The following is a 14,563-nucleotide window of genomic DNA, read 5'->3' as shown; positions in this document are numbered from 1 at the left end:
CCAGTCGTTCTGAAACCCTATCGGCCAGGAAGGCAACTTTCTGGCCGAATTGCTATGTACCTGACTACTCGTAAATGAGGCACTCTCATGTTGACTCTTACCGGCGTTGGCAAACGTTACTCTACTGGGGATCGTGCGTTAACCGATATACAACTGACGCTACCTAAGGGTCAAGTGATGGCGCTGATCGGGCCTTCCGGTGCAGGGAAAAGCACGCTGATTCGTTGCGTGAACCGCTTGGTAGAACCCACCCAAGGCAGTATTCGCCTGGAAGATGTAGAGCTGACCAAACTTTCGGGCAACCAGCTACGCCACGCGCGCCGCTCCATGGGAATGATTTTTCAGGAGTATGCACTGGTTGACCGTTTAACCGTGATGGAGAACGTGCTGTCTGGCCAGCTAGGTTATGTAGGGTTCTGGCGTAGCTTCTTGCGCCGTTACCCACAAGAAGCCGTGGCCGAAGCCTTTCGCTTGCTGGAACGGGTTGGTTTGCCCCACGCTATTGATAAGCGTGCCGATGCGCTCTCCGGTGGCCAACGCCAGCGGGTCGGCATTGCCCGTGCGCTGTTACAAAGCCCAAAGCTACTTTTGGTTGATGAGCCCACCGCCAGTCTCGATCCGAAGACATCGCGCCAGATCATGCGTCTGATCCGTGAACTATGCGCCGAGCGAGAGTTGGCCGCGATTATCAACATTCACGACGTCGCGCTGGCTAAGCAGTTTGCTGACCGTATTGTGGGGTTGCGGGCTGGGGAAATCGTCTTTGACGGGCAGCCTAACGAGCTTACCAGCGAGATCCTCACAACTATCTATGGTGAAGAGGATTGGGATACCACCCCAGAACCCGCTGACGATGATGAAACTGAACAGAATACGAAAGAGAGCGAAGCACATCGGCTTCATGCTGGCTGCGAGCTGTCCCGATTAGAAAGACTAGCGAGTGGGGCCGCGCGATGAACAGCACCAATTCACTGGCGCGCCAACAGGCTGCGCGTGAAGGGCACTGGCGGCGCTTACCACTGATTGATAACCCGCGTGTGCGTTGGGGGCTGGTGCTAGGCGCGATTGCATATCTGGTACTCGCACTTGCCTCTGTGGAAGTTAATTGGGCACGTGTGGCGGAAGGGGCCGGACGCGCACTCAATTTTCTTGGTGCGTTTTTGCAGCCGGACTTCGTGAGCCGCCAGAGTGACATTATCGCTGGCCTGCTGGAAAGTTTGACCATGACGTTAACCTCTACGGTGATTGGCGTGTTATTGGCCATTCCCGTGGGGCTGGGGGCGGCGCGTAATATCTCGCCATTACCTATTTATGCCTTATGCCGCGCGATTATTGCCGTTTCGCGCACCTTCCAGGAAATTATCATCGCCATTCTGTTTGTGGTGATGTTCGGCTTCGGGCCGTTTGCGGGCATGTTGACCCTGGCGTTTGCCACGATTGGTTTTATGGCCAAGCTGCTGGCAGAGGATATTGAAGACCTCGACTGGCGGCAGGTAGAGGCCGTACGTGCCACCGGGGCGAGCTGGTGGCAAACCATGAATCATGCCATTCAACCTCAGGTGATGCCGCGCTTAATTGGCCTCTCGATGTACCGATTGGATATCAACTTCCGTGAGTCGTCAGTGATTGGCATTGTCGGCGCTGGCGGTATCGGTGCCACCCTGAATACCTCGTTGAGTCGCTACGAGTACGGCACCTCTGCTGCCATCCTGCTGATTATCATCGCTATTGTACTGATGAGTGAGTATGCCTCCAGCTACGTTCGCCGCTGGACACAGTAACGGCGCGCCACTTGTCATAAGAGGAAACGTTATGCCTGTTTCAACATCCCCTCAAGGGGTGCCGCTTTGGCAGCGGCGCACTACCCGTGCCCAGTGGCTGCAGTTCGCTGCCTGGCTTCTAGGCATCAGCCTGTTTCTACTATGTTGGAAAGTGATTTCTGATAACACCATGTGGGTGTTTGTTGAAGATGCTGGCCGCCAGGGCAGCGACTTAATCAGCCGTATGATGCCGCCGAGTTGGGAGTATGCCAATGTGCTGTGGAAGCCCATGTGGGATACCTTGAACATTGCCACGTTAGGGACGGCGCTAGGCATTGTCATGGCCTTTCCCGTGGCGTTTTTAGCGGCACGCAATACCACGCCGCACCCACTGATACGCAGCTTGGCGCTCACTGTTATTGTTTCGTCACGCTCTATCAACTCGCTGATTTGGGCCATGCTGTTGGTCACCATTCTTGGCCCTGGCGTCTTGGCGGGTATTATCGCCATTGCGCTGCGCTCCATTGGCTTTGTAGGCAAGCTGCTTTATGAGGCCATTGAAGAAATTCATCCAACCCCCGTTGAAGCGATTAGTGCCACCGGTGCCAGCCGCCTACAGGTGATGAACTACGCTGTGTTGCCTCAGGTAATGCCTGCCTTTGCGGGTATTAGCGTGTATCGCTGGGACATTAATATTCGTGAGTCTACCGTGCTGGGTCTGGTGGGGGCTGGTGGTATTGGTCTGCAGCTCAATGCCTCAATTAACAGCCTCGCCTGGAACCAAGTTAGCGTCATCTTTGTGATGATTTTTGCCACGGTGCTGGTGTCCGAGTGGGTCTCTGCCCGTGTGCGCCACGCGATCATCTAGTCAGCCTGTCGAGGAACAGAAAATATGCGTTTTCCTAATGCAGACATCACCACCATCGATATTATGCGCCATGGGGAGCCTGTCGGCGGGCGCATGTTACGTGGTAGTACCGACCACCCGCTGAGTGAAAAGGGCTGGAAGCAAGTGAGTGATGCCGTTATGCGCCACACGGTGGACGGCAGGCCACCTTACGATGCGATTGTCAGTTCGCCATTGCTACGTTGCCGCGAATTTGCGCTGTGGCTAGGCGAGGAGTTTGATGTGCCTGTACAAGTTGATGACGACTTGGCTGAACTTCACTTGGGGCGCTGGGAAGGCAAAACGCATGCCCAAGTATTTGCCAATGAGGGGAGTGAGCCAATGAGCGCGTTTTGGTTTAACCCCTGCCAAGTCGCGCCCCCAGAAGGAGAAACATTGGCAGCGCTGGATGCTCGGGTTAGTGAGTCCTGGCAGCGGCTGTTGGCTAATCCGCCCGGTAAACACGTGTTGGTGGTTGCACATCTGTTTGTCTGCAATGCGCTGCTGCGCCAAGTGCTGGGGCAGCCGCTTGGTAACGGCTTAGTGATGGACTTGCCCTATGCTGCGATGAGCCGCCTGCGCCACGAGCGCCATGCGCTGGGCGAAACCACCTTTGTTGAGTGGATAGGGCGTTAGTCACCGTGTGTTAGTAATAACAGCTTACGAATCAGTAGCGGGTAAGCTGCGCATAGGCCATGATATAAGCATTGCTAACGTACTGAGCCGGAGCGATGTATGCCATTTATCCGTCTGTCCCCACTGTTAACGCTATTCACGCTGCTGCTATTAGCAGGATGTGCCAGCAAAGAGATCACGACTGCTCCCGCCTCAAATGATCAAGCGGGTATTTCGATGGAGCGCGCGCTGATTCTCTCTCATGCCCAGCAAGCGATTGGCACACCGTATCGCTTTGGCGGCAATACACCGGAGGGGCTGGATTGTTCGGGGCTTGTGGAAATGACTTATCGCGCTGCGGGCATCCGCGTGCCCCGCACTGCTAACGATCAGTTCCGCTCGCTGCCGTCGGTTGATGCGCCACGTCCAGGTGATTTACTGTTCTTTGGAGATGGCGCCAAAGCCACACACGTAGGCATTTATGGCGGGAACCGGCAGATGATCCACGCACCTGGCAGCGGTCGAGCCGTGGTCAGCGTGCCACTGGATATCGATTACTGGAATCAGCGCTTTTTAGGGGCTGCTTCACCAGCACCCTAAGCAACATTAATAGGCTGAGTAATTGCAATGTAATTGCAACCCAATGTAGGAAAGCCAACGGCTCAGGCTGCCTGCTCATCAGATGTTGTGGTCACTTCTTCTGTATCTGTAGTAGCCTCCCCAGCACTTCGCGCAGCATTCATTTCGCTCTGCTCGCGAGCGGCTTCCAGTTTGGCTTCCAATAAATACTGTCTTGCCTGAGCGGCCACCTGTATATCTTTAGAAGAAGGTTCTGCCGGCGCCAACGCTGCCGCGATGACCGTTTGCATCTTTTCAATAGTCGCCGTGGGGTTACCTGGCACGGGGCCATAGTCAATAGGAACTTCGCCTGCAACTGCATAGCGTTTGCCGTCGGGCCCAACTTCGTACTCATAGCTAGCGCCGCCGGTATAGGGGCCGCCTACCGTCTGGTGGGCCATTTCATGCTGGCGAACTTCCCGGTCAGTTTGCTTAAGCTGTTCTAAAAGCTGGATCTCTTCCGGTGCTAGCGGCGTACCGTCGGGGCGCGTAGGGCCGGTCGTTTCGCGATTGGCGGATGAGTCCGTCTCTTCACTGGCTTGTGCAGTCTCTGAGGCGTGAGACTTCTGTTCTTCCGACGCCATCCGATTAGCCTGTGTACTGTTTACCTTAGGCTGCGGTAACGCATATGAAGAAACAGAGGGGGTTAGGGTAGAAAGATCCATAAGCAATTACCGAAGGATAAGCTGTTTGCGTTAGCATAGAGCATCTATGTAGAAATCGCAGCACGTCATTGTCGTGCCTAAAACGACCGCTTAGCTATTGTTTGGTTAATCATTCGCATGCCCATCATCGATGTTGTTATTCATCTGTCAAAAAGTGAGTGCCTGGCGCATTACGAAGGACGCTACTCGAACGTGCGAGCGCGCAGCGTTGATGGCCGCTGGGTCATTTTTCCTGCGGAAGCGCTGCGCCGCGTAGTAGGACAAGAGGGCGTTCATGGCGTTTATCGATTGGAATTTTCTGACCAGAGTCGTTTTATCAACATTCAGCCTCTCTCAAAGAGTTGACTTGGCATATGCACCATAGCGATGCAAATCTAACGCTTCATGAACTCATTTATGCCGTTATACCCAATCTAAATAGAGCCGAAAAATTAGTGCTCAATACCCTGGAGAGCCTAATCGAAGTGGCAGAAAATCCATTGGATGTCGTTAAGCGTAACGAACAAAGACATGCTTTCTCGCTAGAAGTGCATCGTGTGCGTATCAACATAGAACACCTTTTGGAACGCTATCGTGCTGATGTGGATAGGGTTTTGCGCTCAGGAGGGGAGGTGAAAGGGCCTATCGTGGTACCTGATGCCCTAGAGGCCGATGCAATTCGCAGCGCCATTGATATTTACTTACACGTTAGGTCTTTTCAGCGTGGCGAACGTCGTCAGCCACTACCAGGCCACTAAGTTATCACCTTATCACCACTGCTTGTCATCACATGGCATCATCATTGCCTGTATAATGCGAGTACTGCTTTTGGGGTTACCCACCTGAAGGCCAACAGCTTGCCTACCCGGCAATTCGCTGTGACCACATTAGGAGATATATCATGTCTGCCTCACCTGTTACGTTAATGGTAGCCCGTCGAGTGGCGAGCGGCCGTTATCACGATTTTAACCGTTGGTTAAACGAAGGCCGCGACTTAGCGGCTGACTTTCCTGGTTATTTGGGGTCCGGTGTTTTGGCACCACCCAATAGCGATGACGAATATCAGATCATTTTCCGCTTTAGTAGTAGTGATACGTTAACAGCCTGGGAGCACTCGGCTTCACGCAATGCATGGCTACAGCGAGGTAAGGGGTTGTATGACGCTCCGCATGAGCACCGTGCCACCGGTCTAGATGCTTGGTTTCAGTCTAGCTCGGGCACGACGCCCCCGCGCTGGAAACAAGCCATCGCCGTATGGTTGGCTTTTTTCCCCATTTCACTGCTGTTTAACTGGGTATTTGGCAGTATCTTAGCGGACTGGCCCATGGTGCCTCGTGTTCTGGTCAGTACGATGATGTTGACGCCTGTCATGGTGTTTTTATTTATTCCACTTTCAACGCGCCTACTTGCCCCTTGGTTGGAAGGGAAATGGTCGCCATTAGATATATTGTCACGTTGGCGTCATGAGCATAGAACGTAGTGCAGAATGGATGAGAGTGCGCCTGTATTATTAAAATGAGTTAAAACATGGGCTTAATTATTATCTAATAACACCTTAAGCCATGCTCTTTGGGTTTCTTTAACAACGTGAATAATTGCTAAACTTCATGGGGTTCAACGCCGCAATAGTGCTAAGCTAAATACGCTTGCAGCAAAAAGGATAACTGACATTGGTGCAATGCTAGTGTACCAAGTCGCCCCATGGAGTCGTTATGATCCGCGTTCACCATCTCGAAAAATCCCGCTCCCACCGTATTTTATGGCTTCTGGAAACACTTGGCCTTGATTATGATATTGAGGTTTATCAGCGCGATCCTAAAACTCAGCTAGCCCCGGAATCACTTAAAAAAATCCATCCGCTGGGTAAGTCGCCAGTGATTACCGACGGTGAGCTGACCGTAGCAGAATCAGGGGCAATTATTGATTATCTCGTCAATAGCTATGGTAATACCAAAGATCAGTTCTTTGAAGAAGACCGTAATGAGTGGGTAAATTATCGCTACTGGCTTCATTATGCAGAAGGCTCGTTAATGCCGCTGTTAGTGATGGGGCTGGTCTTTAGCCAGCTACCTAAGCAGTCTCCGTGGCTGATTAAGCCGTTAGCAAAAGGAATTAGCTCAACGGTGCAGCAGCGATTTATCCAGCCCCAACTTAAACAACATCTAACCATTATTGAATCGCACCTACACAAACGAAGTAATTTTGCGGGTGACTGGCCGAGTGGGGCCGATATACAAATGAGTTTTCCGCTACAGGCCGTTGCCGCGACACAATCGTTGGCAAGGTATCCGGCTATCGCAGCATTTGTGGCACGCATTGAAAATGACCCTGCCTGGCAACGGGTTGTTGAGCGCGCGGGCCCTCTTATTATGCCTGGTGGGTAGGTTTATCTATGTTCCAGACGTTGGGCTGCTTCGGACCTCGCTTACCTTCTACTCAAAAGGGTGCGTTGTGCGTTCTAGCACACGTTATGTCAGGGGCATTACTGCTAGGTGGATGTTTAGTAACAACTCCCGTATCGGCTGAGACACTGACTGTTGGTGTGTACCACAATCCGCCAAAACTCTTCGCTGACGATGAAGGTCGCCCTCGAGGCGTACTAGGCGACCTTTTACAGGCGATTGCCAGAGAAGAGCAGTGGCAGCTGGAAAGTCTTCAATGTGACTTTCAACACTGTCTTACCCTGTTAGAGCAAGGAGACATTGACTTACTACCTGATGTTGCCTGGAGTGAAGAGCGTGCTCAGCGTATCGCGTTTCATGAAGAGCCGGTGATGCATAGTTGGTCACAGCTTTACCAGCGCGAAGGGGCTAAGGTCGGCGCTATTTTTGATCTTGAGCAGCAGCGTGTAGCCGTAGTATCAGGCTCCGCTCAGCAACGCTATTTGGCGGCGGTAACCGAGCGTTTTGATATCAGCGTCACTTGGCTGCCCGTGAGTAATTTCTCTGAAGGGTTTCAGGCAGTGGCGGATGGAGAGGCAAACCTTGTGGCCGCCGACCATCTATTTGGCGGCTGGCGGGCTCACGATTATGGGTTGAGTGACACACCTGTTATTTTTCAGCCAGCAAGGCTGTTCTATGCTGCATCCCCACAACTTCCTGATGAGGTACTGAGTCGTATTGATGATGTTCTACGTCGATGGAAGCAGGATAAAGGCTCTGCTTATTATGAAACGCTAAGTGCATGGCGGGCTACTCCAGGACCATCCCAGCTAATTCCCGCCTGGGCATGGTGTGGTATTAGCTTACTAGTGTTACTGCTTATTGTAGCGCTTTTAGGCAATATAATGCTTAAACGCCGTATGAAGATTAATCGAGAACAGTTAAATACCCATGAAGCACTATTGACGACGATTTTAGACAGTGTAGATGCATATATCTATATTAAGTCTTCCTCGCTAAGGTATCGTTACGTCAATCGTCGAATAAGTGAACTTTTTAAGCGGCCCACAGAAGATATTATTGGAAAGTATGATGATGATTTTTTTAATGCCGAAAGTGCCAAGGCCATAAAAGAAATTGGGCTCTTCGACGCCAAGTGTGGAATTCGCCCCCTGAGCTGGGCCAGGATATGACCTCCACGACGACAGGAGGCATGACATGGACGGCACCCAGATTCTGACCCTCGGCCTGGGCCTGGAAGCGCCCTGGATCCTCAAGGACCAGCATCTGGATACTTCCGTGTCACCCCATCGCCTGGACCTCTACGTTGAGGCCGAGCGGGGCAGCCTCTACCCCTGTCCTGACTGCGGCAAGGCCTGCCCGGCTCACGATTTCGCCGACAAGACCTGGCGGCATCTGAACTTCTTCCAGCACCACTGCTACCTGCACGCCCGCGTGCCCCGCACCAAGTGCCCTGAGCATGGCGTCAAGCGCATCGAGGTGCCCTGGGCCCGGCCAGGCAGCGACTTCACCCTGCTGTTCGAGCAAGCCGCCATGTCGCTGGTCAAGGAGATGCCGGTACTGGCCGTCTCCCGGCAGCTGGAGATCTCCGACAAGCGGCTGTGGCGCATCGTGCACCACTACGTCGGCCGCATGCTGGGGGAGCTGGATTTGAGCAACGTGGCCACCGTCGGCGTCGACGAAACCGCCTCTCGGCGCGGCCAGCGTTACGTGACGGTATTCCTCGACATGCAGCGCAAGCAGGAGCCGGTGATCTTCGCCGTCCCAGGCCACGGCAAAGACGCCATCAAGGCCTTTAGCGCCTTCCTGTCGGCCCATGGCGGCGATCCGGACAACGTGGTCGAGGTCGTCTGCGACATGTCACAGGCCTTCCTGAGCGGCGTGGCCGAGAATCTTCCCAAGGCCGAGGTCACGGTCGACTGGTTCCATATCGTGCAGACCTTCACCAAGCGGCTGGACGAAGTGCGCAAGAAGGAGCGCCGGGAGCAGGAACACCCCAAGTCGCTGCGCTGGGCCCTGCTGAAGAGCCTGGAAAACGAGAACCTGACGCCCAAGCAGCTGGTGGCGCTCCAGGAACTGGTGGCTGACCAGAGCGCCACGTCCGATGCCTGGGTGATCAAGGAGAAGCTGCGCTGGATCCAGAAGGCCTCGACGCCGCGGGCGGCTCGGTGGCGTATCACGAACTACCTCAAGGTCATGAAAGCGGCAGTTGCCGAGAAGCCACTGTTGAAGCCGATGGGCAAGGCTCTGGCGACGCTGGAGCGGCATGCCGACGCGGTGGTCCGGCGGTGGCTCTCGGGACTGACGAACGCACGCCTGGAAGGCATGAACGGCCTGTTCCAGGCGGCTCGGTCACGCGCACGCGGCTACCGGAACGAGGCCAACTTCATCGCCATGATCTACCTGATTGGCAGCCCGGTGGGCCGCCTGTTCGATCAGGCCAAATCCACGTGAAGTGACGAAGAACCCAAAAAAAGCCTTATTTAAAAGACGCGCGCAAATAGTAATGTGTTTTATTATTATTTGATAGTTAATGCTAAGTGAGGCTTTTTAATTGCACTTCTTTGGTGCGAAGAAGGGGCTGGTTAATTAGCATGGTGCAATTTTGGTGCGAATAAGAGAAAGTCGATATTTTTCAAGCTATTGAATAATAATAACTATTTTTTCTATTCACCATTTTGGTACGGCGGTTGCGCTGCATTGCTTCAAATAGGCGTGCTCGGTTTCGATAGTCTGGGAGCGTTGTTCCAAATCCTACACCGTCGTTTCTGTTGAGCGCTGCCACTGATCGAGCCAATGGAGCCCCCATGGAACTGACCCCGCGAGACAAAGATAAGCTGCTGCTGTTTTCTGCTGCCCAGCTTGCCGAGCGCCGCAAAGCACGCGGCCTAAAGCTTAACTACCCCGAGGCCGTCGCGCTGATCAGCTTTGAAATTATCGAAGGTGCCCGTGACGGCAGAAGTGTCGCCGACTTAATGAGCTACGGCCGTGAAATCCTTAGCCGTGATGACGTCATGGATGGCGTGGCGGAAATGGTGGATGAGGTGCAGGTAGAAGCCACCTTTCCGGACGGCACCAAGCTTGTGACCGTTCACACGCCAATCAACTAGTCGTCAGCAACCAGGAGGCTGCCATGATTTCCGGCCCAATGATTCCAGGACAGTACCAGTTAAAAGACGGTGATATTGAGCTATGCGTGGGCCGCGAGCGGATTAGCGTCGAAGTGGCCAATACCGGCGACCGCCCCATTCAGATCGGTTCCCACTACCACTTCGCGGAAGCCAACCCCGCGCTGGTGTTTGATCGCACGAAAACTCGAGGTTTTCGCTTAGACGTGGCAGCGGGCACCGCGATTCGCTTTGAGCCAGGCCAGACCCGCGAGGTCACGCTAATTCCCTTCGTCGGTAAGCGCGAAATTTACGGCTTCCGTGGCGATGTGATGGGTGCGCTCGATGGAGATAAACAATGAAGCCGGTTAACAAAATCAGTCGGCAAGCCTACGCCGATATGTATGGCCCCACCGTGGGCGACCGCGTGCGCCTGGGCGATACCGAACTGTGGATCGAAGTGGAGCAAGACGCTACCCACTACGGCGATGAGGTGAAGTTCGGCGGCGGTAAGGTCATCCGCGATGGTATGGGCCAAAGCCAGCGTAACGACGCCACGGTGATGGATACGGTGATTACCAATGCGCTGATTTTAGACTGGTGGGGCATTGTGAAAGCCGATGTCGGCCTGCAAAACGGGCGCATTGCAGCGATTGGCAAGGCAGGCAACCCCGACACCCAGCCCGATGTAGATATAGTGATTGGCCCCGGCACTGAAATTATCTCAGGCGAAGGCAAGATTCTTACCGCTGGAGGCATCGACGCGCATATTCACTTTATTTGCCCCCAACAGGTAGAAGAAGCGCTGATGAGCGGCGTGACCACCATGCTGGGCGGCGGCACTGGTCCGGCGACTGGCTCCAACGCCACCACATGCACTCCCGGTGCTTGGCATATTGGCAGAATGCTGCAAGCCGTGGACGACCTGCCGATGAATATTGGCCTGTTGGGCAAAGGCAACGCCAGCTTGCCGGAAGCGTTGGAAGCGCAGCTGGAAGCCGGGGCCATGGGGCTTAAACTCCACGAAGACTGGGGCACCACGCCTGCTTCCATTGATAACTGCCTCAGTGTGGCAGAGAAGTATGATGTGCAGATCGCGATCCACACCGACACACTCAACGAATCCGGCTTTGTGGAAGACACCCTGGCGGCGTTTAAAGAGCGTGGCATTCATACCTATCACACCGAAGGGGCGGGCGGCGGTCACGCGCCGGATATCCTGACCGCCTGCTCAAAAGAGTATGTGCTGCCGTCTTCCACTAACCCGACGCGGCCTTATACGGTTAACACCATCGACGAACACCTGGATATGTTGATGGTTTGCCACCACTTGGACCCCAACATTCCCGAAGATGTGGCCTTTGCCGACTCACGTATTCGCCGTGAAACGATCGCCGCCGAAGATATTCTCCACGACTTGGGCGTGATCTCGATGATTGCCTCGGATTCCCAAGCCATGGGGCGAGTGGGCGAAGTGGTCTGCCGTACCTGGCAAACGGCCCATAAAATGAGAGTGCAGCGCGGTTTATTGCCCGAAGATGAAGCATTGGGTGCTGATAACCTGCGCGCCAAGCGCTATATCGCCAAATACACTATTAACCCTGCGATTACCCATGGCATTGCCCATGAGGTGGGCTCCATCGAAGTTGGCAAACTGGCTGATTTAGTGCTCTGGAAACCGGCATTTTTCGGTGTAAAGCCCTCGCTGATTTTAAAAGGCGGCATGATTGCGGCGGCGCCCATGGGCGACCCCAATGCGTCTATTCCTACCCCTCAGCCGGTGCATTATCGCTTTATGTTTGGGGCGTTTGGAAAGGCCGCCAGCCAAACGCGGCTCAACTTCGTGAGCCAAGCGGCGATTGACGCAGGCATTAAAGAGCGTCTGGGCCTGCAGAGCACGCTTTCCGCCTGTAAAAACGTACGCGGCGTGCGCAAAAAAGATATGAAGCTCAACGACGCCTGCCCAAAGCTAACCGTTGACCCACAAACCTATGAAGTGCGCTGCGATGGCGAGCTACTCACCTGCGAGCCAGCGACCGAGCTACCACTGGCGCAGCGGTATCATTTGTTTTGATTAAGGCTATTTAGTTGAGGTAGAGGTGGCGGGGGTAGGCCGTAGAGAGGGTCTTTTGCCATGGCCGGAAAATGTTCCCTACATTTCCGGCATTCCCTCCGTCCATGGAGGTCAGATGGCAAAAGTAGCGTATAGGGAGGTATTCACAGCGCCCTCTCGTAGGCCTACCCCCGCCACAGCCGCATAGATAGCGAAAGGACGGTAGTCATGTTGAAACTGATAGAACGTTTAGGGCCGATAGACGAAAGCACCGCCAGCGACACGCTGACGCTGCCCTTTGAGCTGCGCATTCGCGGGCGCCTAAAAGCCCAAAGCGATAGCGGCCGCGAGCTGGGGCTGTTTCTAGACCGTGGTCCGGTGCTGCGCGATGGTGAGGGCCTGAAGGCCGAGAGTGGCGAGGTCGTCCGCGTGTGTGCCGCTATCGAACCGGTCGTCACCGCGCGAGTGAGCACTGGCTTACCCCTGGCGCGGCTGGCGTATCATCTTGGCAATCGCCATGTGCAGCTCGCGCTGGGTGAAGATGAGCAGGGCGGCTGGGTGCGCTTCCCCCCCGACCACGTGCTCGAAGAGCTGGCCGAGCTTTTGGGCGCGACGCTCGAGCACCACAACGCTACTTTCGACCCCGAACCCGGCGCGTACAACCAAGTGGGCGGTGGGCATTCGCATAGCCACGGGCATGCTCATTCCCACGACCACGACCACGACCACGACCACGACCACGACCATGCGCATGAGCACCACCATGCCCACTGAACGTGCCGCGCTAGAAAGCCATGACTTAGCCCTGCTAGGGCTAATGCAACTGGTCAGCCCCGCGCTACCCATCGGTGCCTTTGCGTTTTCCCAAGGGCTGGAAAGTGCCTTTGAACTGGGCTGGGTAAGTGATGAACAAAGCCTTTCTGAGTGGCTTTCTGGCGTACTGGAAGATGGCCTAACCCGCTGTGAACTGCCGCTGATCGCGCGCTTTTACACCGCCCTTGAGCAGCAGGACAGCGATGCAATCGCCCAGTGGGACGAGTGGTTGGCGGCTACCCGCGAAACCGCTGAATTAGCCGCTGAGGATAGCCGCTTGGGCGCTTCACTCAAACGTCTGCTGGGCAGTCTGGACTTATTACCCCGCCAGGATGAGCGAAGTGAAGGCTGTCTGCCGCCTTTACTACCTGCCCATGCAGGCTATGTGACGCTATTTAGCTACGCCGCTTTTATGCGCCGTGTGCCCCCGCGCCAAGCGCTATTAGGGTTTGGCTGGGCGTGGCTGGAAAACCAACTGGCAGTGGCCTGCAAAGCACTTCCCCTGGGCCATACCGCCGCCCAGCGGGTGATTGAACAGCTGCGCGGGGAACTGGTGGAGGCCGTCGACCAAGCACTGTTGCTGGAAGATGATGATCTTGGCCCGATACTGCCCGGCGTGGCGCTGGCCAGCGCTCTGCACGAAACACAATATTCACGCTTGTTTAGAAGTTAAACGCTTAGCTATTTCAAACGCTTATGAGTAGGAGATAACAATGACGCACTGTTTACGTGTAGGTGTGGGTGGCCCGGTGGGTTCCGGCAAAACGGCACTGCTTAAGCAGCTTTGTTCGGCACTACGGGATTACTACGATATCGCCGTCGTAACCAACGACATATACACCCGCGAAGACGCCGACTTTCTGCTCAAGCATGATGCGCTGCCTGCTGACCGCATCTTAGGTGTGGAAACCGGTGGCTGCCCGCATACCGCCATTCGCGAAGATGCCTCGATGAACCTGGCGGCCATCGACGAGCTACACGCTCGCCATCCAAAACTAGAGCTGGTGCTGGTGGAGTCCGGCGGTGACAACCTCTCTGCGACGTTCAGCCCCGAGCTTTCTGATCTCACGCTTTACGTGATTGACGTTTCCGCAGGCGATAAGATCCCCCGTAAAGGCGGGCCAGGTATTACCAAGTCAGACCTGCTGATTATCAACAAGATTGATATTGCCGAGCAAGTACATGCCTCTCTTGAGGTGATGGAGCGGGATTCGAAGAAAATGCGCGGCGAGCGTCCCTTTGTGTTTACCAACCTCTACGATGGGGTAGGCCTTGAAGAGATCATCCGCTTTATTCTCGACAAAGGCATGCTGGATGAGCGTCGGCCCCAGGCGGCAACGGCATAATCGGTAGAAAAAGTTGCTGCAATAAAATAACAAGTACTCGCTAGCAGTGGCTTGCCAAGTGGCAAGCCACTATGTCGAGCGGGTTTGTCGCTCAGCCAACAACAACGCAGCGCGCCGTGCCAACGGTGACAGTTCATCATCCTCACGTTCCAGTGAGGCCACCAGGCGCTGTTTCATTGGTCTTGCCCAGAAGGTTTCCAGGTGTCGACAGATGGCTGTTGCCGCCGTTTCTTCGTCGTGGCCGCTGCGCAAGTTCACGGCGATTTGGTTAATCATGTGAATCAGGTTTTTATCGTTATGCGTCGACATTGAGTGTCTC

The 14,563-nt window shown here is 54.6% G+C and carries 19 protein-coding genes; 17 read left to right on the top strand and 2 right to left on the bottom strand.

Annotated features, from left to right (window positions below; all coding sequences use genetic code 11):
• Positions 1-87: 87 nt before the first annotated feature.
• The 5 genes from phnC to INT19_RS13260 all read left to right on the top strand — a co-directional run bounded on the left by phnC (position 88) and on the right by INT19_RS13260 (position 3,861).
• The gene (phnC, locus tag INT19_RS13280) at positions 88-957 is read left to right on the top strand and encodes a phosphonate ABC transporter ATP-binding protein (protein WP_193061125.1); all 870 of its coding nucleotides are present in this window, start codon (positions 88-90) and stop codon (positions 955-957) included.
• Positions 954-1,781 (top strand): phosphonate ABC transporter, permease protein PhnE, encoded by an 828-nt coding sequence (gene phnE / locus INT19_RS13275; protein ID WP_193061124.1) that lies wholly within the window; start codon positions 954-956, stop codon positions 1,779-1,781. The genes phnC and phnE (INT19_RS13275) overlap by 4 nt, the downstream gene beginning before the upstream one ends.
• Before the next feature lie 31 nt (positions 1,782-1,812).
• On the top strand, positions 1,813-2,628 hold the full coding sequence (gene phnE / locus INT19_RS13270) for a phosphonate ABC transporter, permease protein PhnE (RefSeq protein WP_193061123.1): 816 nt from the start codon (positions 1,813-1,815) through the stop codon (positions 2,626-2,628).
• A 24-nt stretch (positions 2,629-2,652) separates the two neighbouring features.
• A complete protein-coding gene (locus INT19_RS13265; RefSeq protein WP_193061122.1) occupies positions 2,653-3,282 on the top strand; it encodes a histidine phosphatase family protein in 630 nt (209 codons plus the stop codon).
• A 99-nt stretch (positions 3,283-3,381) separates the two neighbouring features.
• The gene (locus INT19_RS13260) at positions 3,382-3,861 is read left to right on the top strand and encodes a C40 family peptidase (RefSeq protein WP_193061121.1); all 480 of its coding nucleotides are present in this window, start codon (positions 3,382-3,384) and stop codon (positions 3,859-3,861) included.
• Between the two features lie 62 nt (positions 3,862-3,923).
• Here the strand turns inward: INT19_RS13260 and INT19_RS13255 are convergent, their stop codons facing one another.
• Complete coding sequence (locus INT19_RS13255; protein WP_193061120.1) at positions 3,924-4,544, bottom strand: putative metalloprotease CJM1_0395 family protein; 621 nt, start codon at positions 4,542-4,544, stop codon at positions 3,924-3,926.
• Positions 4,545-4,661: 117 nt separating this feature from the next.
• On the opposite strand from INT19_RS13255, the gene INT19_RS13250 reads away from it, so the two are divergent.
• The 12 genes from INT19_RS13250 to ureG all read left to right on the top strand — a co-directional run bounded on the left by INT19_RS13250 (position 4,662) and on the right by ureG (position 14,244).
• Complete coding sequence (locus tag INT19_RS13250; RefSeq protein ID WP_089039946.1) at positions 4,662-4,889, top strand: DUF2835 family protein; 228 nt, start codon at positions 4,662-4,664, stop codon at positions 4,887-4,889.
• Between the two features lie 8 nt (positions 4,890-4,897).
• Positions 4,898-5,281 carry a hypothetical protein gene (locus tag INT19_RS13245; RefSeq protein ID WP_089039945.1) on the top strand — a complete coding sequence of 128 codons (384 nt, stop codon included), beginning with the start codon at positions 4,898-4,900 and terminating at the stop codon, positions 5,279-5,281.
• 143 nt (positions 5,282-5,424) lie between these two features.
• Positions 5,425-6,003 (top strand): antibiotic biosynthesis monooxygenase, encoded by a 579-nt coding sequence (locus INT19_RS13240; protein ID WP_125745084.1) that lies wholly within the window; start codon positions 5,425-5,427, stop codon positions 6,001-6,003.
• 232 nt (positions 6,004-6,235) lie between these two features.
• Entirely contained in the window at positions 6,236-6,907 is a 672-nt protein-coding gene (locus tag INT19_RS13235) for a glutathione S-transferase (protein ID WP_193061119.1), read from the top strand.
• An 86-nt stretch (positions 6,908-6,993) separates the two neighbouring features.
• Complete coding sequence (locus tag INT19_RS13230; protein ID WP_226924633.1) at positions 6,994-8,097, top strand: transporter substrate-binding domain-containing protein; 1,104 nt, start codon at positions 6,994-6,996, stop codon at positions 8,095-8,097.
• Positions 8,098-8,122: 25 nt separating this feature from the next.
• Entirely contained in the window at positions 8,123-9,379 is a 1,257-nt protein-coding gene (locus INT19_RS13225) for an ISL3 family transposase (protein ID WP_193061118.1), read from the top strand.
• Between the two features lie 353 nt (positions 9,380-9,732).
• Positions 9,733-10,035: an urease subunit gamma gene (locus tag INT19_RS13220; RefSeq protein WP_009723133.1), complete on the top strand. Its 303-nt coding sequence runs from the start codon at positions 9,733-9,735 to the stop codon at positions 10,033-10,035.
• A gap of 38 nt (positions 10,036-10,073) precedes the next feature.
• Entirely contained in the window at positions 10,074-10,394 is a 321-nt protein-coding gene (locus INT19_RS13215; RefSeq protein ID WP_193061146.1) for an urease subunit beta, read from the top strand.
• Complete coding sequence (gene ureC / locus INT19_RS13210) at positions 10,391-12,106, top strand: urease subunit alpha (protein ID WP_193061117.1); 1,716 nt, start codon at positions 10,391-10,393, stop codon at positions 12,104-12,106. The genes INT19_RS13215 and ureC overlap by 4 nt, the downstream gene beginning before the upstream one ends.
• A 207-nt stretch (positions 12,107-12,313) precedes the next feature.
• Positions 12,314-12,859 (top strand): urease accessory protein UreE, encoded by a 546-nt coding sequence (ureE, locus tag INT19_RS13205; RefSeq protein ID WP_193061116.1) that lies wholly within the window; start codon positions 12,314-12,316, stop codon positions 12,857-12,859.
• Positions 12,849-13,571, top strand: coding sequence for an urease accessory protein UreF (locus INT19_RS13200; protein ID WP_193061145.1), 723 nt, complete (start codon positions 12,849-12,851; stop codon positions 13,569-13,571). The genes ureE and INT19_RS13200 overlap by 11 nt, the downstream gene beginning before the upstream one ends.
• A 40-nt stretch (positions 13,572-13,611) precedes the next feature.
• On the top strand, positions 13,612-14,244 hold the full coding sequence (gene ureG, locus INT19_RS13195; RefSeq protein ID WP_038479289.1) for an urease accessory protein UreG: 633 nt from the start codon (positions 13,612-13,614) through the stop codon (positions 14,242-14,244).
• A 69-nt stretch (positions 14,245-14,313) separates the two neighbouring features.
• Here the strand turns inward: ureG and INT19_RS13190 are convergent, their stop codons facing one another.
• Positions 14,314-14,553, bottom strand: coding sequence for a formate dehydrogenase subunit delta (locus INT19_RS13190; RefSeq protein ID WP_193061115.1), 240 nt, complete (start codon positions 14,551-14,553; stop codon positions 14,314-14,316).
• Between the last annotated feature and the right edge of the window lie 10 nt (positions 14,554-14,563).

Source organism: Halomonas sp. 3A7M (assembly GCF_014897875.1).
Taxonomy (GTDB): Bacteria; Pseudomonadota; Gammaproteobacteria; order Pseudomonadales; family Halomonadaceae; genus Vreelandella.
This window is presented reverse-complemented; position numbering and strand designations above follow the sequence as displayed.

Bases quoted from the DNA above. Each gene is read 5' to 3' on its own strand.
- INT19_RS13225 (WP_193061118.1), top strand. From the start codon at position 8,123: ATGGACGGCACCCAGATTCTGACCCTCGGCCTGGGCCTGGAAGCGCCC.
- INT19_RS13220 (WP_009723133.1), top strand. From the start codon at position 9,733: ATGGAACTGACCCCGCGAGACAAAGATAAGCTGCTGCTGTTTTCTGCT.
- INT19_RS13260 (WP_193061121.1), top strand. From the start codon at position 3,382: ATGCCATTTATCCGTCTGTCCCCACTGTTAACGCTATTCACGCTGCTG.
- INT19_RS13250 (WP_089039946.1), top strand. From the start codon at position 4,662: ATGCCCATCATCGATGTTGTTATTCATCTGTCAAAAAGTGAGTGCCTG.
- phnE (WP_193061123.1), top strand. From the start codon at position 1,813: ATGCCTGTTTCAACATCCCCTCAAGGGGTGCCGCTTTGGCAGCGGCGC.
- phnE (WP_193061124.1), top strand. From the start codon at position 954: ATGAACAGCACCAATTCACTGGCGCGCCAACAGGCTGCGCGTGAAGGG.
- INT19_RS13240 (WP_125745084.1), top strand. From the start codon at position 5,425: ATGTCTGCCTCACCTGTTACGTTAATGGTAGCCCGTCGAGTGGCGAGC.
- INT19_RS13215 (WP_193061146.1), top strand. From the start codon at position 10,074: ATGATTCCAGGACAGTACCAGTTAAAAGACGGTGATATTGAGCTATGC.
- INT19_RS13255 (WP_193061120.1), bottom strand. From the start codon at position 4,544: ATGGATCTTTCTACCCTAACCCCCTCTGTTTCTTCATATGCGTTACCG.
- ureE (WP_193061116.1), top strand. From the start codon at position 12,314: ATGTTGAAACTGATAGAACGTTTAGGGCCGATAGACGAAAGCACCGCC.
- ureC (WP_193061117.1), top strand. From the start codon at position 10,391: ATGAAGCCGGTTAACAAAATCAGTCGGCAAGCCTACGCCGATATGTAT.
- INT19_RS13235 (WP_193061119.1), top strand. From the start codon at position 6,236: ATGATCCGCGTTCACCATCTCGAAAAATCCCGCTCCCACCGTATTTTA.
- ureG (WP_038479289.1), top strand. From the start codon at position 13,612: ATGACGCACTGTTTACGTGTAGGTGTGGGTGGCCCGGTGGGTTCCGGC.
- INT19_RS13230 (WP_226924633.1), top strand. From the start codon at position 6,994: ATGTCAGGGGCATTACTGCTAGGTGGATGTTTAGTAACAACTCCCGTA.
- INT19_RS13245 (WP_089039945.1), top strand. From the start codon at position 4,898: ATGCACCATAGCGATGCAAATCTAACGCTTCATGAACTCATTTATGCC.
- INT19_RS13265 (WP_193061122.1), top strand. From the start codon at position 2,653: ATGCGTTTTCCTAATGCAGACATCACCACCATCGATATTATGCGCCAT.
- INT19_RS13200 (WP_193061145.1), top strand. From the start codon at position 12,849: ATGCCCACTGAACGTGCCGCGCTAGAAAGCCATGACTTAGCCCTGCTA.
- phnC (WP_193061125.1), top strand. From the start codon at position 88: ATGTTGACTCTTACCGGCGTTGGCAAACGTTACTCTACTGGGGATCGT.
- INT19_RS13190 (WP_193061115.1), bottom strand. From the start codon at position 14,553: ATGTCGACGCATAACGATAAAAACCTGATTCACATGATTAACCAAATC.